This is a genomic window from Pontibacter harenae, from assembly GCF_020907245.1.
Lineage (GTDB): Bacteria > Bacteroidota > Bacteroidia > Cytophagales > Hymenobacteraceae > Pontibacter > Pontibacter harenae.
The window spans coordinates 1-22,983 of the sequence record NZ_JAJJWH010000003.1 but is presented as its reverse complement, the minus strand read 5'-3'; the positions used below and the strand labels follow the sequence as shown (position 1 = coordinate 22,983).

Genomic DNA, 22,983 nt, shown 5'->3' with positions numbered 1-22,983 from the left:
GAAATATTAAGTAGTGTGATGGGTGAGGTTAAATTGATAGTAAAACCGCAAAAGTATACAGGTACTTTGATAGCTACCACCGTTGTTTTTTGTTGGGCGGCATTGCTAGTGTATCTTTTAGCTTTCTTTCAAGTTGATTTTACTTCCCCGTTTACCTATCTTTTCCTGTTGCTGCAAACACACCTGTATACAGGCCTTTTTATTACAGCGCACGATGCCATGCATGGCGTAGCGGCACCTGGGCAACCACGTCTAAACAGAGCTATTGGCACCCTAACAGCTTTGCTTTTTGCTTACAACTGGTATCCGCGCCTCTTGCCCAGGCACCATCAGCATCACCGGCATGTTGCTACGGAGCAAGATCCCGATTATTATGGTGGTAGTTTTTGGGTTTGGTATTTCAGCTTTCTGAAAAATTATATCACTTGGTGGCAGATTGTGCTAATGGCTATAACCTACAATGTGCTACAGCTATTTTTCCCGCTCGAAAACGTAGTGCTGTTCTGGATGGTGCCTGCTATTCTGGCTACTTTCCAGCTTTTTTACTTTGGAACATACCAGCCGCATCGCGGCGAACACAGTCACGAAAATCCACATAAATCTTCTACCCAACCTAAAAATCATCTTTGGGCTTTTGTTAGCTGTTATTTCTTCGGTTATCACTACGAGCACCACGATAAGCCTTACCTGCCATGGTGGCAGCTTTACAAATCCAAAAGTTAAAAATATACTATTCTATATGTTTATTGGAATTCAAGTGCTTGCTGTACTTATATTGTCTGATTTATTTATGTGAGGTAAATATGTTAAGGATTTGGGGTTGTTTTTGTAACTATATCCATAAAAGTGGGTATGTATTACCTGTAGCCTAAGCAGATAGAAAGCAAGAATCGAGAGTGATTGGTTACAAAATGTTCTATTTGTTTAGCCACCTTTTTCACTCTTATGAAACCCTTTAGTTATGCAATTACTATTATTTTTTTCGTCTCTATGGCGTTGGCTAAGCCTGTAAATGCTGCTGGCAACGATTCAAATATATTTAAAGCTGGTGTTAGTTATACATGGTTGCCTGAGAACGACAGCCAAGGCTTTCTTTTCTACAACAAATACGGCCGCTACCTTACTGACCATATAGTGCTAGGGTTCAACCTTGGAGCTTTAAATGCTTCTCGTTACGACAATGTGATGGGGATTTACACGGTCAAAAATAAATTTTTTACCGCTACACTCGTTGCTACTGTTGATATAGTTAATAACAAATGATGACGCTTCGCTTGGGAGCGGGGCCCTCTGTAAGGCATCGTGCATAAGATAATTCTAACTCCGAGGAAGCAGGCACCGTGGATGGATCTGTAAAGCACATAAAAGCTTCTGATTTTGGAGGAAGTGCTTATTTCGAGAATGACTTTGGCTTTGGTAAAAACGGTGTGATAGGCGGTCGTGTAGAATACCAGCACTTTTTAGATGGTTCGCCAGTGCTTGCCGTTGGTTTACACTTAGGTTTTACTTTCTAATTTAACTGTAGAAAATTTCATAAGGCAGGAGGCTTTTTAAAGCTTCCTGCCTTATTTATTTAAGCAGTTTAAGTAATTGTTAATCTGCTTTATATAGTTCTCTATTCTTGTGTGTGATGCCTAATGTTTTCAGGTTTTAAGTTATAAATTTTTACTCTCCAAAAAGGCTCTGCACTAAAGCTTCAGAATTGCACACCTGGAAGGGTTGATAGCGCATTTCTCCTCGGGCTTTTACCCCACTTCTACTTTCAATTCTTTCCACTTTGTCCCACAATCTCCATTTTGCCCCACTTTTGCTGTGGATATGTATAAAGTATAGGTTATTTTCTATTTACTACCATTAAGTTATTGATAATCAGTTGATTGATTTATTGTATCCTCGTATTATATCTAAAAGAAAGATACGAAGCAAATAAACTTATACCCAAAGTGGGGGCATGTGAATGTGGATAATGTGGATAAGTGGGGTGGATAACCATAATTTATCCACAAAGTGGTAAAAAGTGGTAGATTGTGGTTGCTGTGTTTTGCTGATTCGTTACATTTGTATACTCCGAAATCTACTCGGGCAAAGCTGTCATAACTATGAACTTTCTCTCTGGCGAATATGAATGCAAGATTGACCCAAAGGGAAGGTTGGTTTTACCTGCAAAGATAAAATCGAACCTGCCAGAGGAGTCAGGTAATCATGTGGTGCTGATGAGGGGGTTTGAGCCATGCCTGGTGCTTTATCCGAAGGCGGAGTGGAAGGTGATTTATGATAAGGTGGCTGGCCTTAATGAGTTTAATGAAGAGTACCGTCATTTTCAGCGTAACTTCTTTCGTGGCAACACAGAGATTGAGTTGGATGGCACTGGCCGCTTTATTGTTCCTAGAACGATGGCACGTTTCGCAGAGCTTGAGAAAGAGGCGATTGTGGTGGGGTTGGGGAACAGAGTAGAGATTTGGAATCCTGATAAGTATGATGAGTTCCTGATTAAGGACCAGCAGAATTTTTCACAGCTTGCCCAGAAGTTTTTGGGTGACAAACCAGAGGGAGAGCCTTTAGTTTAATGGAGTATCATCGCCCTGTATTGTTAGAAGAATCTATTGATGCCATGGCTATAAAGCCAGATGGTGTTTATGTAGATGTTACCTTTGGTGGTGGCGGGCATTCAGACCTTATAGCTAGCAAGCTTACAGAAGGTAAGCTTTATTCGTTTGACCAGGATGGTGATGCGCAGGAGCAGTCGAAGAAGATCGATAGTCCCGTGTTTACGTTTGTGCGAGCCAATTTCAGGGATTTGAAAAAGTATCTGCGTTTGCACCGTGTAAAGCAAGTAGACGCTATACTGGCTGATTTAGGAGTTTCTTCACATCAGTTTAATGTGGCAGAGCGTGGTTTTTCGACACGGTTTGATGGCCCTTTGGACATGCGCATGAACCCAGAGACAGGAATGTCTGCTGCTGATGTGGTAAATGAATACTCGGAGGAGCAACTGCATCGCATCTTTGGTATTTATGGTGAGGTGAAGAACGCTAAAACACTGGCCAAGCTTATTGTAAGCCAGCGGGGACGAAAGGCCATAGAAACGATAGGGGAATTTAAGCAGGCAATTGCTTCCTGTACTCCTAAAGGGAAAGAGAATAAATACCTGGCGCAGGTTTTTCAAGCCTTGCGCATAGAGGTGAACGACGAGCTAAAAGCGCTAGAGGAGATGTTGGAGCAGGCAGCGGAAGTGCTGAAACCTGGAGGAAGGCTGGTAGTGATATCGTATCATTCGCTGGAAGACCGGTTAGTGAAGAACTTTATCGCCAAAGGGAAGTTTTTCGGGGAAGTGGAAAAGGATCTTTTTGGCAACGAGATAAAGCCGCTGGAGGCAGTAAATAGAAAACCCATAACGCCAACTGAACAAGAGCTTTTAGAAAATAGTCGCTCAAGAAGTGCCAAACTGCGTGTAGCAGAAAAAAGAGAAGTGAATGATTAAATAATAACCTACTGCTGTTAAAAAGCAGACTTAATGAAGAGTAAAACTATGGCTTCTAACCTTATTACAGAAAGACCTAGCACGCCCAAAGGAAATAAGGCGCGTGTGAAGCCTAAGGAGAAGGCGCCAAAAACTAAATCCAAAGGTTTTAGTTTATTTCATTACCTCGATAAGTATACCAACCTTGACTCTTTGTTCGAAGAGGGGGTGCCACTTAAGTACCTGCCACATATCCTATTCCTGACAGGTATTACGCTTTTCTATATCGGCAATACCCATTACGCCGAAAAAACAATCCGCAGAATAGATAAGGTTAAAGTTGAAACCGAAGATCTGCGTGCAGATTATACTACGCTTGCGTCTGAGTACATGGAGGCAAGCAAGCAATCTGAGGTAGCGCGAAATGTCGCTCCGCTTGGCCTTGTAGAAAGTTCATCTCCGCCTTATCAAGTTATAGTACCTGCAGATGAATATTAAGAAATCCATAGTAGTCAGGGTACGGGTAGCCTTTTTGGTTGTCTGTGTTTTGGCGTGCGCTATTTTTTATAAGCTCACGCGCATACAGTTCTCCGATGGCGAAAAGTGGAAGAAAATTTCAAAAGAGCGAAGAATTCATTACCAGCCAGTTTTTGCCACGCGCGGAAATATCTTTTCTGACAACGAAAGCATCATGGCTACCTCTTTGCCATTCTATAGAGTCGCCTTCGATCCGACCATTGCTAAAGCTGAAAGTTTTAATGCAGGTATAGACTCGCTGGCGATGTTGCTTTCCCGCTTTTATAAAGATCGTTCTGAAGATTACTACAGGCGCAGGATTAAAAACGCACGTCATGCTGGAAGGCGTTACATCAGACTGCACGGTCGTCAGATCAACTACCAGGATAAAAAGATGATGTCGCAGTGGCCCATTTTCAGAGAAGGCAAAAACCGCGGTGGAGTTATCTTCGAGAAGGTAGAGAAGCGTTTCAAACCATTCGGAATTTTGGCAGAGCGTACCATTGGGTTTATAAACGAAGACAAAAACGGAGCGGGTCTTGAGTTTAGCTTTAACAACGACTTGGCTGGTACAGACGGCGAAGCGCTTTTTGAGCGTATTGCAGGAGGTAATAAGCCTGTGTATGATGGTACGGAAGTTAAGCCGCTTCATGGTTATGATATCAAGACTACTATAGATATAAACCTGCAGGACGTAGCTGAGAATGCGCTTTATAAGCAGTTGATGGCAACAAATGCCGAGTATGGCTGCGTGATTATGATGGAGGTGAAGACAGGCGAGATAAAAGCCATTGCTAACCTCGGCAAAGTTAAAGGTGGTTACATAGAGGATTATAACTATGCTGTTGGTAACCAAGGGCGTACGGAACCTGGTTCAACCTTTAAGCTTGCTTCTATGATGGCCATGCTGGAGCATAACCCTACTATCAGTCTTGCAGATTCTATAGACACAGGTAATGGCCGTTACCGCATCAAGAACACCTATATGAGCGATTCGCATCATGGAGGTTTTGGTAAGATAACGGTGCAGCAGGTGTTTGAGAAGTCTTCTAACATTGGTGTGGCTAAATTGATGGAGCAGACTTTCTCTACAAACCCGCAGGCCTATGTAGATTATCTGAATAAATTCGGTTTGGGTAGTACACTTGGGTTTCAGATGGAAGGGGAGGCGCGGCCATATATTAAGAACCCGCAAGATAGAAACTGGTATGGGACTACGCTTACCTCTATGGGTATAGGCTACGAAACAAAGATATCTCCACTACAGACGCTGGCGTTCTACAATGCTGTGGCAAACAACGGTGTAAAAATTCAGCCGATTATAGTAAAAGAGATACGTAAAGCGGACCAAGTAATTCAATCTTTCCACACGCGTGTGCTAAATGAAAAAGTTTGCTCGGATGAGACACTAAAAAAGCTGCGAGCAATGCTAGAAGGAGTGGTAGAACAGGGTACTGCCAGAAACATCCGCAACAAAGATTACAAGATTGCTGGTAAAACTGGTACGGCTCGTAAAGTGAAGAACGGACGCTACGTTCGTGAATATTCAACTTCTTTTGCAGGTTATTTCCCAGCAGACAATCCGAAGTACAGCTGCATCGTGATTATTGATAGCCCCAAAGGTGTAAACGTTTACGGTGGTGATGTGGCGGCTCCTGTGTTTAAAGAGCTGGCTGATAAGGCCTATGCCCGTGACCTGGCTATGCACCAGCCGCTTCAGGCAAGGGTAATTCCTGAAAGAAACAGTATCCCTAACCCAGAAGCAGGAAGTTTAGATGACTTGACACTTATCCTGAACAAGATTGGCATTAGCAACCATACTGCAGGGGTAGACGAAGAGTGGGTGCAAGTAAAGCCAATGCAACGTTCTCTAAAGTTTGAGAGCAACGCTATGTTGAAAGGGCAGGTGCCCGATGTAAAAGGAATGACACTGCGCGATGCGTTATTTATACTTGGAAATGAGCATTTGCAGGTAGAGGTTCAGGGCGTCGGAAAGCGTGTGCAGAAGCAGTCGCTGGAGCCAGGTACTGTAATAAATGAAGAAAAAAGAATAACGATTGTTTTAAGCTAATGCAATTGCTACAAACCATACTACAAGAGGTAAAAGTACTCGACAGCAGAGGCTCTTTGGAGGTGCCTGTTGCTGCCATTACCTTCGATTCGCGCCAGGTGCGCGAGGGAGTTGCTTTTGTGGCTGTGCGTGGCGTGCAATCGGATGGGCATGCTTATATAGCTAAAGCCGTTGAGGCAAATGCAGCCGTTATAGTTTGCGAGCAGTTGCCAGAATCGCTGGAGCCAACTATCACTTATGTAGTAGTGACTGATTCTGCATTAGCCTTAGGGCAAATGGCTTCGGTTTTTTATGGGTTTCCATCTAAAAAGTTAAAACTGGTTGGGGTAACAGGTACAAACGGAAAAACCACTTCGGTTACTCTACTGCATAAGCTGTTCCGTGAATTGGGGTATAATGTTGGTTTGATATCTACGGTACAAAACCAGATAGATGAGGAAGTAATTCCTGCCACCCATACCACGCCAGACGCGGTTACGCTAAACGAGTTGCTGGCTAAAATGGTGAAGGCTGGCTGTGCTTACTGTTTTATGGAGGTAAGTTCACATGCCATGGTACAACAGCGAGTAGCGGGACTAAAGTTTGCAGGTGGTGTTTTCACCAATATCACCCACGACCATTTAGATTACCATAAGACGTTTGATGAGTACATCAAAGCCAAAAAGCTTTTCTTCGACGGAATGCCGAAAGGTGCTTTTACGCTGATAAATGCCGACGATAAGCGTGGTCCTGTGATGGTGCAGAACACAAAGGCAGATGTGCATTACTATGCTTTGCGAAAGGCTGTGGAGTTCAAAGCCCGTATCCTCGATAATACAATCCAAGGCTTACACTTAGAGATAGATGGTCATGAGATATGGTGCAAGCTTATTGGGGCATTCAATGCTTATAATTTGCTCAGCGCATATGGTGTAGCGGTACTTTTAGGCGAAGATCCTGTGGAGACGTTAACTGTGCTTTCCAGCCTGAATTCTGCTGCTGGCCGTTTCGATTATGTGGTATCGGATACGCAGATTACAGGTATAGTAGATTATGCGCATACGCCTGACGCCTTAGAAAATGTGCTGAATACGATCCAGCAGATCAGAACGCCGCTGCAGAAAGTTATTACAATAGTGGGCTGCGGTGGAAACCGAGATGCAGCTAAGCGGCCTGTAATGGCAGACATTGCCTGCCGCTTGAGCGACAAAGTTATACTTACTTCTGATAACCCGCGCTTTGAAGAGCCGCAGGCGATACTAGAGGACATGCAGAAAGGTGTGAAGCCGCTTGATTATAAGAAAACACTGTCGGTGCTGGACCGTAGGGAGGCAATCAAAACGGCCTGTATGCTGGCAGATACTAACGATATTATACTGGTGGCTGGCAAAGGCCATGAAACATACCAGGAAGTAAAGGGCGTAAAAGCCCCTTTTGACGATAAGCAGGTGTTGCGCGAGGCGTTCGAACAGTTACAGAAATAATAAAATTAAATAATTATAACCCTTTTAGCCAAAGGTTACAGAAGTACTAAATGTTATACTACCTTTTTACATACTTAGACCGCGAGTTCGATATTTTTGGAGCTGGCGTGTTCCAATACATTTCGTTCCGGGCAGGTATGGCTACACTCGTGTCGTTGCTTATTGCAATGATTTTTGGCGGTAAGCTGATAAAAGTGCTGCAGCGCAAGCAGGTAGGGGAGAGCATCCGCGATCTTGGTCTGGAAGGACAAATGGCTAAAAAAGGCACGCCAACAATGGGTGGTCTAATAATTTTATTAGCAATTCTTGTTCCGACTTTACTTTTTGCGCGCCTCGATAACATATACATCTTGTTGATGCTGGTTTCTACAGTATGGTTAGGCTTAATCGGATTCCTGGATGACTATATTAAAGTATTCAAAAAGAATAAGGAAGGTCTGGCAGGCAGATTTAAAGTGCTGGGTCAGATAGGACTGGGGTTGATAGTAGGATGCACGTTATACTTCAGTGATGATGTGGTAGTGCGTCAGTATATTTTTTCTGATGGTACCACTTCAGCTGTAAACGCTTCTGGTAGTTTTACAGACATCAAGTCGATGATTACAACTATTCCGTTCCGAAAGAATAATGAGTTGGATTACTGTAACCTGTTTGCCTTTGCTGGGCCTATTTTTCAGGACTGGTCTTGCTACCTCTACATTCCATTCGTGATTTTGGTAATTACGGCAGTTTCAAACGGCGCTAACATTACCGACGGTATAGACGGTTTAGCGGCAGGTACCTCGGCTATTATTGGAATGACGTTAGCGATTTTTACCTACGTTTCAGGTAATACCATTTTCGCCGATTACCTGGATATCATGTTTATTCCAAACTCAGGTGAGTTGGCTATATTCTGTCTGGCCTTTGTGGGAGCGTGTGTAGGCTTTCTGTGGTATAACTCTTACCCGGCACAGGTGTTTATGGGCGACACAGGCAGTTTGGCCATAGGCGGAATAATAGCGGTACTGGCCCTGATTGTAAGAAAAGAACTGTTGATTCCAATGCTTTGTGGCATCTTCCTGATAGAGAACCTGTCGGTGATGTTGCAGGTGAGCTATTTTAAGTATACGAAAAGAAAGTATGGCGAAGGCCGACGCATCTTTAAGATGGCGCCGCTGCACCATCACTACCAGAAGCTTGGCTATCACGAAGCAAAGATTGTTTCCAGGTTCTGGATTGTAGGTATCATGCTAGCCATTTTAACGCTGGCTACGCTGAAACTTAGGTAGAACTGGTATTTCGCTTTGAGTCTGTCTCATAGGAGAAGACTAAGGAAAGCAATATGTTCATAGCGAAACGCTGGAAAACAAAATGTCAGAAATTGCCATATGGAAGCCGAAGTTAAGTGACTTTGTTAATTATTATCAGAGTTAGTACACGACACGTAAAGCACGAAATAACAAACTATGAAATTAGCAATACTAGGAGCGGGAGAGAGTGGTGTAGGGGCCGCTTTGCTGGCAAAGGCAAAGGGGCTAGAGGTGTTTGTATCGGATCAGGGGCAGGTAAAGGAGCAGTATAAAGCTAAACTCAACAATGCCAATATTCCTTTTGAAGAAGGAGAACATACATTCAACCAAATCCTAGAAGCTGATGAAATCATTAAAAGTCCTGGCATTCCTGATAAAGCTGCAATTATACAAGAAGCAGCCAAAAGAGAGATACCTGTAATCTCGGAAATAGAGTTTGCAGGCCGTTATACTAATGCAAAGTTTATCTGCATTACAGGCACAAACGGTAAGACTACCACCACACTGCTCACTTACCACTTGCTAAAATCGGCAGGTATAAATGTAGCACTGGCAGGAAATGTAGGGGAGAGCCTGGCGGAGAAGGTAATTGAGAACAAGTACGATTACTATGTGGTGGAGCTAAGCAGTTTTCAGCTCGACAACATGTACCAGTTTAAGGCGCACATTGGCGTATTGCTGAACATTACGCCCGACCACCTTGACCGCTATGAGTATAGCATGGAGAAGTATGCTGCCTCTAAACTGCGCATTGCACAGAACATGGCAGGTGCCGATTTTTTTGTGTACAACACCGATGATGAAAACATTGCGAAGGCTTTCGACCACGCAACATTTGGCGGTACAGTAGTGCCGTTTTCGCTTCAGGGTGCTGAGGATGCGAAGGTAAAGTTTGAGAATGGAAGGGTTGAGGTTGAGGTGAAATTTTACGAAGGGAAGGTGGATGTTTCAAAATCTCCGCTCATCGGAAAGCACAACCAGTACAACACAATGGCTGCCGTGGCGGTGGCAAAGCTGATGAAGGTAAGCGACGAGGAAATTTCTAAAGCGCTGGAGACATTCCAGAATGCCGAGCACCGTCTGCAGAAGGTAGGAGTGGCAAAAGAAGTAACCTATGTAAACGACTCAAAAGCTACCAATGTGGAGGCGGTTTATTATGCGCTGGAAGGCATCAAACAGCCAATTATTTGGATTGCCGGAGGTGTGGATAAGGGGAATGACTATAGTGTACTGGAAGATTTAGCCCGTGAAAAAGTAAAGGTGCTGATCTGCTTAGGCAAAGATAATAAAAAGCTGCAGCAGGCTTTCAATAGAATTGTGCCGATTGTGGCAGAAACAACCTCTATTGAATATGCCGTGCGTTTAGGCCGTTCACTGGCAGAGGCAGGAGATGTGGTTTTATTGTCTCCAGCATGTGCCAGTTTCGACTTGTTCAATAATTATGAGCATCGTGGGCAGCGTTTTAAAGAAGCTGTAGAGAAGATAGTTTTAAAGAAATAGCATAAACATTAGCCAGAGGTTTATGATCAGAAATTGGTTACAGCAGAATCTGAAGGGAGATGCAGTACTTTGGGGTATTGTTCTTGCCTTTTCGCTTTTAAGTGTTGCAGTGGTATACTCTGCAACAGGAACACTTGCGTACAAAAAAATGGAGGGCAATACAGAGTATTTCCTCTTTAAGCACTCCTTCCTTATTTTGGTGGGGCTCGCCTTTATGTGGGCCGCTCACAAAATAGATTACCGCTATTACTCAAAGCTTTCTTTGTTAGCCCTAGTTATATCGGCTCCATTGCTCATAATTACCTATATCTATGGCTCTAACATAAACGAAGCTTCCCGTTGGATAACAATTCCAGTTATCAACCAAACCTTCCAGCCTTCCGACTTAGCTAAACTGGCCTTGATTTCTTACTTAGCAAGCATGCTTTCTAAGAGACAGGATAAGATGGGGAAGAACCAGGATATTAAGAATGATATCAAGCAGATTCTACTGCCGATCTTCGGATGGACCGTTGTTATCTGTTCGCTTATCTTCTTAACAAACACATCCACTGCTGTGTTGCTGTTTGCTACTTGCCTGTTGCTCATGTTTATAGGCAGGGTTCCTGCCAAATATTTGTTAGCAGTAATAGTTGCAGGGGGAGTGTTTGGAGGTATTGCACTAGCGGCAGGGCAACGTTTAGATACGGCAATCAGTCGTGTAGAAGACTTTATGGATCCTAACGCGACACCATTCCAGTTGGAGCAGTCTTACATTGCTATTGCTACGGGTGGTGTAATAGGCAAGGGGCCAGGAAATAGCGATCAACGTGATATTTTGCCGCACCCTTACTCAGATTTTATTTACTCCATCATTATTGAAGAGTATGGTTTGCTGGGAGGAGCAGTAGTGTTGTTCCTGTACCTGGCGCTACTCTACCGCGGCATGGTGACCGTTTTGAATAGTAGAGGGGCTTTCGGAGGATTACTTTCAGCAGGATTAAGTTTCAGCCTCGTGTTGCAGGGTATGGTGAACATGGCTGTGGCTGTGGGATTAGGGCCTATTACTGGTCTACCGTTGCCACTGCTGAGCATGGGTGGTACATCGCTGATTTTTACAGGTATATCGTTGGGTATTATTCTTAGCGTGAGCCGAAATGATAGAGAAGCTCAACAAGCAGCCGTAAGCGAGCCAATTTTAAATAAACCAGTTAATGCTTAATAGCCAAAGACCATATCGCATCATCATCAGTGGAGGTGGCACAGGTGGGCATATCTATCCTGCGGTGGCTATCGCAAACCAAATCAAGGCAATTAGTCCTGCCTCTGATATTTTGTTTGTAGGTGCCAAAGGCAGAATGGAAATGACACGTGTGCCTGAGGCTGGTTATAAGATTGTAGGTTTATGGATCAGCGGTTTGCAGCGCCGCCTTACGCTGGACAACCTTTCGTTTCCGCTAAAGGTGTTTTCAAGTGTACGTGCGTCTCATAAGATAATAAAAGAATTTAAACCCGATGCAGTTGTAGGAGTAGGAGGCTATGCAAGCGGACCGTTGTTATATGCCGCTACCGCGCGTAATGTGCCTGCCCTAGTTCAAGAGCAGAATTCTTATGCAGGTATTACAAACAAGCTGTTGGCAAAACGTGTGAATAAAGTTTGTGTGGCTTATGATAATATGTCGCAGTTTTTTCCTGCTGAAAAGTTGGTGCTAACAGGAAATCCTGTGCGCCAGGATATCATGGATATTAAGGAGAAGAAGCGGGAGGCCTTGCTACATTTTGGACTGACGTCTGAAAAGAAGACCATTCTGGTGATAGGTGGTAGCTTGGGGGCCAGAACCATAAACCAAAGTATAGCAGCTGGATTAGAAAGATTAGCGGGAGCTGGTTATCAGTTAATCTGGCAAACAGGTAAAACTTATTATCCGCAGGCACAGGAACTGGAGCAGCCATACGCTGCCGCTGGTGTAAGAGCCTTCGATTTTATAAAACGAATGGATTTAGCCTATGCCGCTGCAGATGTAGTTATTTCCAGAGCGGGTGCACTCTCTATTTCGGAGCTGTGTTTGGCAGGTAAGCCTGCTATTCTGGTGCCTTCGCCAAATGTAGCTGAGGACCATCAGACAAAGAACGCAATGGCTTTGGTACAAAAAGATGCCGCTGTGTTAGTAAAAGACAAAAATTCCCAACAGCAGTTGGTGCAGGCTGTTCTCGATTTGCTGCAGAACGAGCAGGAACAGAAGCGCCTGTCGCAGCAAATACTAACCATGGCGCGTCCAAATGCGGCAGTTGATATTGTTAACGAGTTAATCAAACTGATCAAGTGAAACTGGAGGATTATAAGTATATCTACTTCTTAGGCATCGGCGGCATTGGCATGAGTGCTATCGCCCGTTGGTTTAAAGCCAAAGGCTTTCCAGTTTGGGGCTACGATAAAACGCGTACTCTCCTTACTGAGGCACTGGAGCAGGAAGGCGTTGTGGTGCACTATGGGGATAACCTGGTGCATTTGCCTAAGGAAATACTCCAGCACAAGGCAGAAACGCTGGTGGTATTAACGCCAGCTATACCGCATGAGCACCAGGAGTGGGCATATCTGAAAGAGCAGAACTATACGATCATGAAACGTTCAGAGGTTCTGGGTATCATTACAGCATCTGCCTATACCGTAGCAGTAGCTGGTACGCATGGTAAAACTACAACTTCTACCATGGTTACGCACCTACTACACCAGGCAGGGGTGAATACTTCAGCTTTTCTTGGAGGTATCAGTACTAACCTTAATTCTAACCTGCTGATAGGAAGTGGCGGAACAGGTGGAGATATAGTAGTGGTGGAGGCAGATGAATATGATCGTTCTTTTTTAACCTTACATCCTGATATTGCAATAGTTACGTCAGCAGACCCTGATCACCTGGATATTTATGGTGATAAAGAGGAACTGATTAGAACTTTTCAGCAGTTCATTAGTCAAATTAAGCCAGGCGGCTGCCTTATTTTGCAGCAGGATACTGACCCACGCCTCACGCAAAGAATTCAAGATGGTGTTAGAGTAATCAGGTATAGTTTGAAGGCAGGGGAGGCACACGTTGAAAGCATGCATATAAAAGGCCGCTGGTTTGAGTTCGAAGCTGCTTCGCCACTCGGTAACATAGCTTCCATGCGCTTGGGAGTACCTGGTTTTCATAACGTTGAAAATGTTTTGGCGGCTACTTTGGCTGCACAAGTATTAAGTGTTGAGCCCGAAAAGATTAAAGCTGGCGTAGAGAGTTTCGCAGGGGTAAAAAGGCGATTTGAGTTTATATATGAAGGCGAGGGAAAAGTGTATATCGATGACTATGCGCATCATCCAAAAGAGATAGAAGCGTTTATGTCTTCGCTGCGCGCTATGTATCCAAACAAGAAAATTAAAGTGATATTTCAGCCGCACCTTTATACCCGCACACGCGACTTTGCAAATGAGTTTGCGGAGAGTTTAAGCCTAGCTGATGAACTTGTACTGTTAGACATTTATCCAGCACGTGAAAAACCTATAGAAGGAGTAACTTCAGACATTATTTTAGAGCAGGTTTCTGTTGCAAAAAAGACTCTTATTTCGAAAGAAGAAGTACTGGAAAATCTGCGCCAGAATGAAGATTTTGACGTTTTAGCAACGGTTGGCGCTGGAGATATCGATACGCTTGTAAAGCCAATAAGAAAATTTTTAGTAAATAATGGCTATGGGCTTGAATAGTAAATTAAAATCTTTAATTTTTGCAGGTTGTAGCTTGGTTACAATTGGTGCACTCGCAGGTTTTGCTTCATCTAGACAGGATGAAAAAAAATGTGAGAAAGTGTCCATAAATATTGATAATGAGTACAACAATTACTTTATTGGGGATAAGGAAGTAACAGCCCTTCTAATCCAAAATGGAGAGCGAAATTTGGAAGGGGTTCCGAATCAGGAAATCGATCTTAGAAGCCTCGAAGCACGTGTTGAAGCACATAAGTTTGTAAAAGAGGCGGAGGTTTTCAGAGGGTTAGATGGCAACATTCATGTGAATGTTAAACAGAACCGACCAATAGCTAGAATTATACGATCAAATCAGGATGTATACATCGATAAGGAAGGAAATACCTTGCCCCTTTCCGACAGATACACAGCTCGTGTAATACCCATTACTCATTCGGCTCTGATAGAGCCACTAAATGAAGGATTTTTTAAGGATACGACAGGTTTAGCCTATCTATCTTTGTTGGATTATATTGAAAATGATGCATTTTGGAAAGCTCAGCTAGCCCAGATGCATATAGATGGCAAGGGTAAAGTTTCTTTTCTTCCACAGGTGGGCGAACACACAATAGAGTTCGGCAGGCCAGAGAATATGGAGGATAAATTTAAGAAATTAATGATCTTTTATAAAGAAGTGTTACCTTACATGGGGTGGGACAAATATAAGAGAGTTAATGTAGAGTACGAAGATCAGATTATTTGTGAATAACCTATACAAAGTATGCAGAACGACAAAATAGTAGTAGGCTTGGACATTGGCACAACCAAAGTTTGCGCACTTGTTGGTCGGAAGAACGAATTCGGGAAACTGGAGATCTTAGGCATGGGCAAGGCACCTTCTGAGGGTGTAGTTCGTGGTATCGTAAGCAACATTGATAAAACGGTAGATGCCATCAAAAGAGCAATCCGCCAGGCCGAAGAACAATCAGGCATCAATATCGGCGTTGTGAATGTAGGTATTGCAGGACAGCATATAAAGAGCCTGCAGCACAATGGCAGCATTACGCGCCAAGTGACAGACCATGAGATTACAGTAGACGATGTGAATCGCCTCACCAATGATATGTACCGACTGGTAACGCCTCCAGGTAGTGAGATTATCCATGTGATGCCACAGGAGTACAAAGTTGATTACGAGGAAGGTATCGTAGACCCTGTAGGTATGTCAGGAGTACGCTTGGAAGGAAATTTCCATATCATTACTGCGCAATCGAATGCCATTAACAACATAAACAAATGCGTTAACCGCGCAGGCTTAGAAATAGATAATCTGATCCTGGAGCCTTTGGCTTCGTGTATGTCTGTGCTGAGCGACGAGGAAAAAGAAGCAGGTGTTGCGTTAGTGGATATTGGTGGTGGAACGACTGACTTAGCGATCTTTAAAGATAATATCATTCGTCATACGGCTGTACTTCCTTTTGGGGGTAACATCATAACTTCAGACATCAAGCAAGGCTGCATGGTAATGCAAAACCAGGCAGAGCAGCTTAAGGTGAAGTTTGGGAAAGCTATTGCCGATGAAGCATCTGAAAACGAGATTGTGTCTATCCCTGGTTTAAGAGACCGTACTCCCAAAGAGATCTCTCTTAAGAATCTGGCTTTTATTATTGAAGCCAGAATGGAAGAGATTGTGGAGTTGGTCTATGCCGAGATTGTGCGTTCTGGTTATGCCAATAGCTTAGCTGCTGGTATCGTTATTACAGGCGGTGGTGCACAACTACAGAACTTGGTGCAGTTGGTAGAATATATCACTGGTTTAGATACGCGTATCGGTTATCCGAACGAGCATTTGGGTAAGTCTAAGATCGACGCGGTAAAGAGCCCAATGTATGCTACGACGGTAGGATTAGTACTGGCAGGATATCAACCTATAGATCGTATTCCATCTACAACTTATGTTGAGGTGCCTCAGCAGCAAGAAGAGCAGTACAACAATAGAGTGGTGCAGAAGCCAGCCTCTAGTACCACAAGTGGAACGGGTACAAACCTATTCCAGAAGCTGAAAGGCTTTTTATCTGACGACATAGACAACAAACAAAGTTATTAACCCATAAGAGCAGGAGAAATTAGCATGACTTCAATGTACACTTTTGACTTACCATCCAGCAGTAAGTCCATCATTAAGGTGATTGGTGTCGGGGGCGGTGGAAGCAACGCTGTTAACCACATGTACAATCAAGGCATCAAAGATGTTGAGTTTATTATATGTAATACCGATGCACAAGCCCTGAAGAGCAGTGGCGTACCTAATAAACTTGCCATTGGCCAAAACCTTACTGAGGGACTTGGAGCAGGTGCTAACCCTGAAAAAGGTAAACACGCTGCTTTAGAGAGCAAAGAGGAAATCAGAGAGATGCTGAGCTCCGATACCAAAATGGTATTCATTACCGCTGGTATGGGTGGAGGCACAGGTACAGGTGCTGCACCAGTTATTGCTAAAGTTGCCAAAGAACTTGGTATTCTTACTGTGGGTATCGTTACAGCGCCTTTCGCTTTCGAAGGAAAGAAGAAGAAGGTAGCAGCCGAAAACGGTGTAAAGGAACTCAGCGAAAACTGCGATACTATTCTGGTAATCCTGAATGACAAACTTCGTGAAATGTTTGGTAACCTTACCATTCGCGAGGCTTTTGCGAAAGCTGATAACGTGTTGACAACGGCAGCAAAATCCATTGCTGAAATTATTACAGTTACAGCTGAAGTAAACGTTGACTTTGAAGACGTGAAGACGGTAATGAAAGACTCTGGTGCCGCAGTGATGGGTTCTGCGACTACTGAGGGCGAAGGTCGTGCTTTACGTGCAGCTGAAGAAGCACTTTCTTCTCCATTGCTCAACAACACTGATATTCACGGTGCTCAGAAAATACTCCTTTCTATTATGTCTGGTGAGCAGGCTGAATTGGAAATGGATGAGTTAACTGAAATCACAGAGTATATCCAGGACAAAGCTGGTCAGGAGGCTGAAGTTATCTTCGGACATGGTATTGACTCTTCCCTTGGGCAGAGCATCCGTGTTACTGTTATTGCAACTGGTTTTGCAAGCAGTGCAGAAGATATCATGGAGCCAAAAAAAACAGTTTTCGACCTTGAGAGTCAGAAGAAAATTCAGGTTAACGAGCCTGCAAAAGTAGAGACTCCAGATGTTGCAGCCTTTGTATCTAAGCCTGTAGTAGCACCAGTTTCTGCTCCACAGCAACCAACTGCTCCACAGCAGCAGGCAGAGTCTCGTAGACCAGTTGAGGATGTAAGGCCACAGCGTGTTGTTTTTGAGCTTGACGGACAAGTAAATAATAATTCATTTGCGCAAGCTTCAACACCTTCTCCTGAAGAAGTTGCGGCTACTCGTCAGGCAGAGGAACGTGCATTGATGCACCGTAGGGCTGAGGAGAGAAGAGAGCGTCTGCGCATGTTGAGCACAAATACAGAAGTTACGTCTGAGTCTATTAAAGAAAAATTAGATGTGCCTGCATATCTACGCCGCAATGTAGCTTTAGATTCTGTAGCGCATTCTTCGGAGCGTAACATATCTCGCTTCAATTTGAATGATGATAATGAGATATTAGGAGACAATCGTTTCCTACATGATAACGTGGACTAAGTAAGTATAGCCCACCAAACAAAAAAGCCTGCAGTAATGCGGGCTTTTTTGTTTTCTGTACTATAGAGTTGAAATTCTGATAAAAGAGAACTGCTGCTATGAAAGCACAGCTAGAGCATCATATTTAAAGCCTTTAAATATGCTCTAGCACCTTTCTTAGAACTTAATGAAGCTCTCTGCTTGCTGTTCTAGCAGTTCATTATACAGTTGGTTCGTTAGCAATTTGCCGTCGAAGTTCTTGCTAATAAAGGCGAGCTTCACTTTTTGTGCCAGCACATGCATACCAAGGTAGTTGAAAATATCAGTAAGATGGCTGAGAGCTAGCAATCCACCCTGCATGCCAGAAGAAACACCCACTAAAGCAGCTTTTTTATCTTTAAAGGTATAAGGGTAGTCTAAGCCATCTATAAAGGTTTTCAAAACACCAGGGAAAGAGCCGTTGTACTCAGGTACTATAAATACAAACTTATCAGAGTTACGGATCAAGGCGCTTAGCTTATTAAACTCTTCATGCTTACCTGTATAGTCATAGAGCGCTTTTATAGTAAAATCCTCTGGGAGATACACCAGATCTAGTATCTGATACGCTACTCCTTTTGCTTTAAGCAAATCAACGTAAAGCCCAACAATGGCCCTGGTCTTTGAGTCTTGCCTGTTGGTGCCTGAAATAACAGTAATCATAGTTAGTCTTGTTTGTAAGTGTAACTGGCGCTTTACTAAAATGTTCCATCAAATGGAGGAGAGGGTACTACTAATTTTCGGAATGCCTATAGAAAGAAAAAGGCGAGCTCATTACTGCCTCGCCTTTTCCTTATAAATAATTTCGTTGAATCTACGCAAGGTTCTCCGAAGTGGCTTTGGCCGCAATAAACTCTCTTCTGAGAATGTTGATGTTCTCTAAAGAAATTCCAACAGGACACTCTGCTGCACAAGCTCCAGTGTTGGTGCAGGCACCAAATCCTTCTATGTCCATTTGAGCTACCATGTTCTCCACACGTGTTTTACGCTCAGTTTTACCTTGTGGCAACATAGCTAACTGAGAAACCTTAGCACTCACAAATAACATAGCAGAAGCGTTTTTACAAGCCGCTACGCAAGCACCGCACTGTATACATGTGGCTGCATCAAACGCCTTATCTGCCACTGTTTTAGGTATCGGAATAGCATTTGCGTCTGGTACACCACCTGTGTTTACAGAAACGTAGCCACCTGCCTGCTGAATACGATCCAGAGCAGAACGATCTACTACAAGGTCTTTATGAACAGGGAAGGCAGCCGCTCTCCAAGGCTCGATCGTAATAGTATCACCATCTTTGAAGTGACGCATGTGTAACTGGCATGTTGTTGTACCACGCTCAGGACCGTGTGCACGGCCGTTGATGAACAAGCTACACATACCGCAGATACCTTCGCGACAGTCATGGTCAAAAGCGATAGGCTCTTCACCTCTGATCAGAAGGTCTTCGTTCAGTACATCCAGCATTTCCAGGAAAGACATATCTGGTGAAATGCCCTTAACAGGATAAGTAACTAACTGACCTGCTGTATCTCTATTTTTTTGGCGCCAAACCTTTAGCGTAAGGTCCATTGGTTTAGCATTTGGATTACTTCCAGCCATTTCTTTTTTAATTAGAAATTATAAATTATGAATTAGAAATTATCAGAATTGATGCCCTTTAAGAACAATTTGTAGAGGCTTTTCATTTCTAATTTTGAATTTCTAACTTTTAATTATCCTTATTATTTATAGCTACGCTGCGTCAGTTTCACATTTTCGAACTTCAGCTCTTCTTTGTGTAGCACAGGCTGGTTGCCTTCTCCTGTATATTCCCAGGCTGCTACATAAGCAAAATTCTCATCGTCACGTAAAGCCTCGTTTTCAGGCGTTTGGTGCTCTTCTCTAAAGTGGCCACCACAAGATTCCTCTCTGTGCAACGCATCGTCAACCATTAGCTCACCTAATTCCAGGAAGTCTGCCACACGGTGTGCTCTTTCTAGTGTCTGGTTTAATTCTTCGTTTACACCAGTCACTTTCACATCGCGCCAGAATTCGTCACGAAGCTTACGAATTTCTTGTTTAGCAAACTTAAGTCCTTCTGCGTTACGAGCCATACCACAGTATTCCCACATAAGCAAGCCTAAGGCTTTATGGAACTCGTCAACAGTACGCGTACCCTTTATAGAAAGAAGCTTATTTGTGATCGCTTTTACATTCTGCTCTGCTTCAATAAAGGCAGGATGATCAACAGGAACTCTGTCGTAAGGCATCTTAGCGAGGTAGTCACCAATAGTGTAAGGTAACACAAAATAACCGTCAGCTAAACCTTGCATAAGCGCAGATGCTCCCAGGCGGTTAGCACCATGGTCAGAGAAGTTACACTCACCAGCTGCGTACAAACCAGGAACGTTTGTCATAAGGTTATAATCAACCCAAAGGCCGCCCATGGTATAGTGCACGGCAGGGTAGATACGCATTGGTATTTCGTACGGGTTCTCGTCTGTGATCTTAGCATACATCTCAAACAAGTTACCATACTTAGCAGCGATTGCAGGCTGTCCTTCACGTTTGATAGCATCTGCGAAGTCAAGATATACTGCCAATCCAGATGAACCTACACCACGGCCTTCGTCACAAACTAATTTAGCGTTACGAGAGGCCACGTCACGAGGCACCAGGTTACCAAAAGCAGGGTACTTACGCTCTAAGTAATAATCTCTGTCAGCTTCTGCGATATCGGCAACTCTGATTTCACCTTTTCTCAGCCTTTCTGCAATCTCTACAGTTTTAGGTACCCACACACGGCCGTCGTTACGAAGTGACTCAGACATAAGCGTAAGCTTAGACTGGTAGCCACCTGAAACGGGTATACAGGTCGGGTGAATCTGAGTATAGCAAGGGTTAGCGAATAATGCTCCTTTTTTGTGTGCTCTCCAGGCAGCTGTGGCGTTAGAGCCCATTGCGTTGGTTGAAAGGAAGAATACGTTACCGTATCCACCTGTTGCCAACACAACAGCATGTGCACTGTGAGACTCAATTTTACCTGTAATCAGGTTACGCGTTACAATACCTCTAGCTTTACCATCTACCATTACAAGGTCAAGCATCTCAGTACGAGGATATACTTTTACCTTACCGTAGGCTATCTGGCGGTTAAGAGCTGAGTAAGCTCCAAGCAATAGCTGCTGTCCTGTCTGGCCACGTGCGTAGAATGTACGCGACACCTGAGCACCACCAAAAGACCGGTTTGCCAACAGCCCACCATAATCACGTGCAAAGGGTACGCCTTGCGCCACACACTGGTCAATGATGTTAACTGATACCTCTGCCAGACGGTAAACATTCGCCTCACGGGCACGGTAGTCACCACCTTTTATAGTATCATAAAAAAGACGGAAAACTGAGTCACCGTCGTTCTGATAGTTTTTAGCTGCGTTAATACCACCTTGTGCCGCAATAGAGTGTGCACGGCGAGGAGAATCTTGAAAACAAAAAGCCTTCACGTTATAACCTAGTTCGCCAAAAGTAGCAGCAGCAGAGGCACCAGCTAAGCCAGTACCTACTACAATAATATCGTATTTACGCTTGTTAGCTGGGTTTACCAGCTTAACACCAAATTTATGACTGTTCCACTTCTCGGCTAACGGGCCTTCAGGGATTTTTGAATCTAATATCATAGCAACGCTAACAGTTTGTTGTTATCTAAAGAAAAAGAAGAAGTAGATTGGTATAATGGCAAACCCAAGGCATACTAGCACAGAGAACGCATAACCAAATTTCTGGATAAACGGAGTATACTTCTTATGGTCTAAACCAAGTGTTTGGAAGGCACTTTGGAAACCATGGATAAGGTGATACGCCAAGGCAATCATTGAAATCACATAGATCAGAACATACCACCAGATCTGGAATGACTCAACAACCCTAATGTACAGGTTTTCATATTCTACGTCATCAATCACAACGCCTTCTAACCCGCCAAATCTTGCTGGTACAAAGAAGTTCCAGAGGTGAATAATCAGGAAAACCAAAATGACAGTGCCAAGTAAACCCATGTTTCTGGATGACCAGGTACTGTTATCCTGTGGTCTTTGCTCAGCATAGTCAATAGGGCGTGCTGCTTTGTTTTTCCTTGTCAGGACGATGGCATCATAAATGTGGAAAACAAAACCAGCAACAAGTACAATCTCCATTATACGGATAACAATGTTGTTAGCCATAAAATAAGAGTACAGGTTAAATGCTGCACCTCCGTCGTCTTTAAATAACTGGAGGTTACCTATTAGGTGTACCACCAGAAAAGAGCACAGAAACAGGCCCGTAATCGACATAATGATCTTTCGGCCAATAGTACTGGAAAACGTCTTAGTAAACCAACTCATCTGTATTTGTTAAAGGTTTTAATGTAAAGCATATCTAATTGCCAAAGGTAGTAGCGGGGCTTTTACGAAACAATTTTAATAACATATTTTGAATCAATCTAAATTGTAATGCGTAGGACATTGAACCATATAAACCAGTTTTGCTATATTTTGTTAAAAATAATAGCGATATTTTTTTGTTAGCATTATAGCTTAACTCATCCCTAATACTTCCTATATGCCACACGGTTTACGCATGAGGTACCTGCTGCACATTGGTTTGCTTTGCTTTCTGATAACCCTGATGGGAATTTTAAACAAGGTGCAGGCATCGCACATACGTGCGGGCGACATTACTGCAAGGCGGGACACGACAGCTAACCCAAATCCACGCCGATTTTTCTTTACAATGGTCATTTATATGAACACTGCTTCCACGGCAGATCATCCGACTGTTCGTGTATCTATGGGTAATGGCGACGTTGTTTTGGTGAACAGGGTAACTGGCCAGAGCAGAGGCCCTAATATAGGTAATCAAACGGACATGAACGTCTATAACTGGGAATATACTTACGGTGCCGATGGCACCTATATTATTTCCTGGAATGGCGAAGTGCGTAATGCAGGAATTCTTAACATGGCTGCTCCATCAGATCAGCACTCTTTTTATATCTCGACCACCATCAACATCAACTCTTTCAGGGGCTTCAACAGCACCCCTGTGTTGACGGTTGCCCCTATAGACCTTGCCGCTGTGGGCAGGCGCTTCGTGCACAACCCAGGCGCCTACGACGCCGACGGCGACAGCCTCTCCTTTAAGCTGAGGGTGCCGCAACGAATGGGAGTAGGTGGTGCCGAGCCAGTACCAGGGTACACCTTGCCTAGCAACACGTTTGCTGGCTGTCGGAACGCCGACGACACAGGCCCCGCCTTCCTGACGCTGGACCCCAACAACGGGCAGCTCGTCTGGGACTCC

The 22,983-nt window shown here is 43.8% G+C and carries 20 protein-coding genes and 1 pseudogene; 17 read left to right on the top strand and 4 right to left on the bottom strand.

Annotated elements, in window-relative coordinates; genetic code table 11:
• The first annotated feature begins 18 nt into the window (after window positions 1-18).
• The 16 genes from LN893_RS02400 (at window position 19) to ftsZ (ending at window position 17,648) form a co-directional block, all read left to right on the top strand.
• Window positions 19-723, top strand: a complete 705-nt coding sequence (locus LN893_RS02400) for a fatty acid desaturase (RefSeq protein ID WP_229967925.1) — start codon at window positions 19-21, stop codon at window positions 721-723.
• 222 nt (window positions 724-945) lie between these two features.
• On the top strand, window positions 946-1,263 hold the full coding sequence (locus tag LN893_RS02395; protein WP_229967923.1) for a hypothetical protein: 318 nt from the start codon (window positions 946-948) through the stop codon (window positions 1,261-1,263).
• A gap of 77 nt (window positions 1,264-1,340) precedes the next feature.
• Window positions 1,341-1,514, top strand: coding sequence for a hypothetical protein (locus LN893_RS02390; RefSeq protein WP_229967921.1), 174 nt, complete (start codon window positions 1,341-1,343; stop codon window positions 1,512-1,514).
• Window positions 1,515-2,099: 585 nt separating this feature from the next.
• Window positions 2,100-2,567, top strand: a complete 468-nt coding sequence (gene mraZ / locus LN893_RS02385; protein WP_229967919.1) for a division/cell wall cluster transcriptional repressor MraZ — start codon at window positions 2,100-2,102, stop codon at window positions 2,565-2,567.
• A complete protein-coding gene (rsmH, locus tag LN893_RS02380; RefSeq protein WP_229967917.1) occupies window positions 2,567-3,481 on the top strand; it encodes a 16S rRNA (cytosine(1402)-N(4))-methyltransferase RsmH in 915 nt (304 codons plus the stop codon). The genes mraZ and rsmH overlap by 1 nt, the downstream gene beginning before the upstream one ends.
• Before the next feature lie 48 nt (window positions 3,482-3,529).
• Entirely contained in the window at window positions 3,530-3,958 is a 429-nt protein-coding gene (locus LN893_RS02375; protein WP_229967915.1) for an FtsL-like putative cell division protein, read from the top strand.
• A complete protein-coding gene (locus tag LN893_RS02370; protein WP_229967913.1) occupies window positions 3,948-6,047 on the top strand; it encodes a PASTA domain-containing penicillin-binding protein in 2,100 nt (699 codons plus the stop codon). The genes LN893_RS02375 and LN893_RS02370 overlap by 11 nt, the downstream gene beginning before the upstream one ends.
• On the top strand, window positions 6,047-7,510 hold the full coding sequence (locus LN893_RS02365) for a UDP-N-acetylmuramoyl-L-alanyl-D-glutamate--2,6-diaminopimelate ligase (protein WP_229967911.1): 1,464 nt from the start codon (window positions 6,047-6,049) through the stop codon (window positions 7,508-7,510). The genes LN893_RS02370 and LN893_RS02365 overlap by 1 nt, the downstream gene beginning before the upstream one ends.
• A 50-nt stretch (window positions 7,511-7,560) precedes the next feature.
• Complete coding sequence (gene mraY, locus LN893_RS02360) at window positions 7,561-8,781, top strand: phospho-N-acetylmuramoyl-pentapeptide-transferase (protein ID WP_229967909.1); 1,221 nt, start codon at window positions 7,561-7,563, stop codon at window positions 8,779-8,781.
• Between the two features lie 177 nt (window positions 8,782-8,958).
• Window positions 8,959-10,302, top strand: a complete 1,344-nt coding sequence (gene murD / locus LN893_RS02355; protein ID WP_229967906.1) for a UDP-N-acetylmuramoyl-L-alanine--D-glutamate ligase — start codon at window positions 8,959-8,961, stop codon at window positions 10,300-10,302.
• 22 nt (window positions 10,303-10,324) lie between these two features.
• Window positions 10,325-11,503, top strand: a complete 1,179-nt coding sequence (locus tag LN893_RS02350; protein ID WP_229967904.1) for an FtsW/RodA/SpoVE family cell cycle protein — start codon at window positions 10,325-10,327, stop codon at window positions 11,501-11,503.
• Window positions 11,496-12,608, top strand: coding sequence for an undecaprenyldiphospho-muramoylpentapeptide beta-N-acetylglucosaminyltransferase (murG, locus tag LN893_RS02345; RefSeq protein ID WP_229967902.1), 1,113 nt, complete (start codon window positions 11,496-11,498; stop codon window positions 12,606-12,608). Before LN893_RS02350 ends, murG begins: the two co-directional genes overlap by 8 nt.
• On the top strand, window positions 12,605-14,014 hold the full coding sequence (gene murC, locus LN893_RS02340) for a UDP-N-acetylmuramate--L-alanine ligase (RefSeq protein ID WP_229967900.1): 1,410 nt from the start codon (window positions 12,605-12,607) through the stop codon (window positions 14,012-14,014). The genes murG and murC overlap by 4 nt, the downstream gene beginning before the upstream one ends.
• A complete protein-coding gene (locus LN893_RS02335; RefSeq protein WP_229967898.1) occupies window positions 14,001-14,762 on the top strand; it encodes a cell division protein FtsQ/DivIB in 762 nt (253 codons plus the stop codon). Before murC ends, LN893_RS02335 begins: the two co-directional genes overlap by 14 nt.
• 12 nt (window positions 14,763-14,774) lie before the next feature.
• Window positions 14,775-16,100: a cell division protein FtsA gene (gene ftsA, locus LN893_RS02330; protein WP_229967896.1), complete on the top strand. Its 1,326-nt coding sequence runs from the start codon at window positions 14,775-14,777 to the stop codon at window positions 16,098-16,100.
• 24 nt (window positions 16,101-16,124) lie between these two features.
• Window positions 16,125-17,648, top strand: coding sequence for a cell division protein FtsZ (ftsZ, locus tag LN893_RS02325; RefSeq protein ID WP_229967894.1), 1,524 nt, complete (start codon window positions 16,125-16,127; stop codon window positions 17,646-17,648).
• A 156-nt stretch (window positions 17,649-17,804) separates the two neighbouring features.
• Here ftsZ and LN893_RS02320 read toward each other — a convergent pair whose 3' ends face one another.
• The 4 genes from LN893_RS02320 to LN893_RS02305 form a co-directional block, all read right to left on the bottom strand.
• Window positions 17,805-18,329: an NADPH-dependent FMN reductase gene (locus LN893_RS02320; protein WP_229967892.1), complete on the bottom strand. Its 525-nt coding sequence runs from the start codon at window positions 18,327-18,329 to the stop codon at window positions 17,805-17,807.
• Between the two features lie 151 nt (window positions 18,330-18,480).
• Window positions 18,481-19,236: a succinate dehydrogenase/fumarate reductase iron-sulfur subunit gene (locus tag LN893_RS02315; protein WP_229968167.1), complete on the bottom strand. Its 756-nt coding sequence runs from the start codon at window positions 19,234-19,236 to the stop codon at window positions 18,481-18,483.
• A gap of 152 nt (window positions 19,237-19,388) precedes the next feature.
• Window positions 19,389-21,323, bottom strand: a complete 1,935-nt coding sequence (locus tag LN893_RS02310; protein WP_229967890.1) for a fumarate reductase/succinate dehydrogenase flavoprotein subunit — start codon at window positions 21,321-21,323, stop codon at window positions 19,389-19,391.
• A 21-nt stretch (window positions 21,324-21,344) separates the two neighbouring features.
• Complete coding sequence (locus LN893_RS02305; protein WP_229967888.1) at window positions 21,345-22,028, bottom strand: succinate dehydrogenase cytochrome b subunit; 684 nt, start codon at window positions 22,026-22,028, stop codon at window positions 21,345-21,347.
• 217 nt (window positions 22,029-22,245) lie between these two features.
• On the opposite strand from LN893_RS02305, the pseudogene LN893_RS02300 reads away from it, so the two are divergent.
• Window positions 22,246-22,983 (top strand): annotated as a pseudogene (locus tag LN893_RS02300) (gliding motility-associated C-terminal domain-containing protein); the annotation flags it as partial.

Bases quoted from the DNA above. Each gene is read 5' to 3' on its own strand.
- LN893_RS02400 (WP_229967925.1), top strand. From the start codon at position 19: ATGGGTGAGGTTAAATTGATAGTAAAACCGCAAAAGTATACAGGTACT.
- LN893_RS02395 (WP_229967923.1), top strand. From the start codon at position 946: ATGAAACCCTTTAGTTATGCAATTACTATTATTTTTTTCGTCTCTATG.
- mraZ (WP_229967919.1), top strand. From the start codon at position 2,100: ATGAACTTTCTCTCTGGCGAATATGAATGCAAGATTGACCCAAAGGGA.
- rsmH (WP_229967917.1), top strand. From the start codon at position 2,567: ATGGAGTATCATCGCCCTGTATTGTTAGAAGAATCTATTGATGCCATG.
- LN893_RS02375 (WP_229967915.1), top strand. From the start codon at position 3,530: ATGGCTTCTAACCTTATTACAGAAAGACCTAGCACGCCCAAAGGAAAT.
- LN893_RS02370 (WP_229967913.1), top strand. From the start codon at position 3,948: ATGAATATTAAGAAATCCATAGTAGTCAGGGTACGGGTAGCCTTTTTG.
- LN893_RS02365 (WP_229967911.1), top strand. From the start codon at position 6,047: ATGCAATTGCTACAAACCATACTACAAGAGGTAAAAGTACTCGACAGC.
- mraY (WP_229967909.1), top strand. From the start codon at position 7,561: ATGTTATACTACCTTTTTACATACTTAGACCGCGAGTTCGATATTTTT.
- murD (WP_229967906.1), top strand. From the start codon at position 8,959: ATGAAATTAGCAATACTAGGAGCGGGAGAGAGTGGTGTAGGGGCCGCT.
- LN893_RS02350 (WP_229967904.1), top strand. From the start codon at position 10,325: ATGATCAGAAATTGGTTACAGCAGAATCTGAAGGGAGATGCAGTACTT.
- murG (WP_229967902.1), top strand. From the start codon at position 11,496: ATGCTTAATAGCCAAAGACCATATCGCATCATCATCAGTGGAGGTGGC.
- LN893_RS02335 (WP_229967898.1), top strand. From the start codon at position 14,001: ATGGGCTTGAATAGTAAATTAAAATCTTTAATTTTTGCAGGTTGTAGC.
- ftsA (WP_229967896.1), top strand. From the start codon at position 14,775: ATGCAGAACGACAAAATAGTAGTAGGCTTGGACATTGGCACAACCAAA.
- ftsZ (WP_229967894.1), top strand. From the start codon at position 16,125: ATGACTTCAATGTACACTTTTGACTTACCATCCAGCAGTAAGTCCATC.
- LN893_RS02320 (WP_229967892.1), bottom strand. From the start codon at position 18,329: ATGATTACTGTTATTTCAGGCACCAACAGGCAAGACTCAAAGACCAGG.
- LN893_RS02315 (WP_229968167.1), bottom strand. From the start codon at position 19,236: ATGGACCTTACGCTAAAGGTTTGGCGCCAAAAAAATAGAGATACAGCA.
- LN893_RS02310 (WP_229967890.1), bottom strand. From the start codon at position 21,323: ATGATATTAGATTCAAAAATCCCTGAAGGCCCGTTAGCCGAGAAGTGG.
- LN893_RS02305 (WP_229967888.1), bottom strand. From the start codon at position 22,028: ATGAGTTGGTTTACTAAGACGTTTTCCAGTACTATTGGCCGAAAGATC.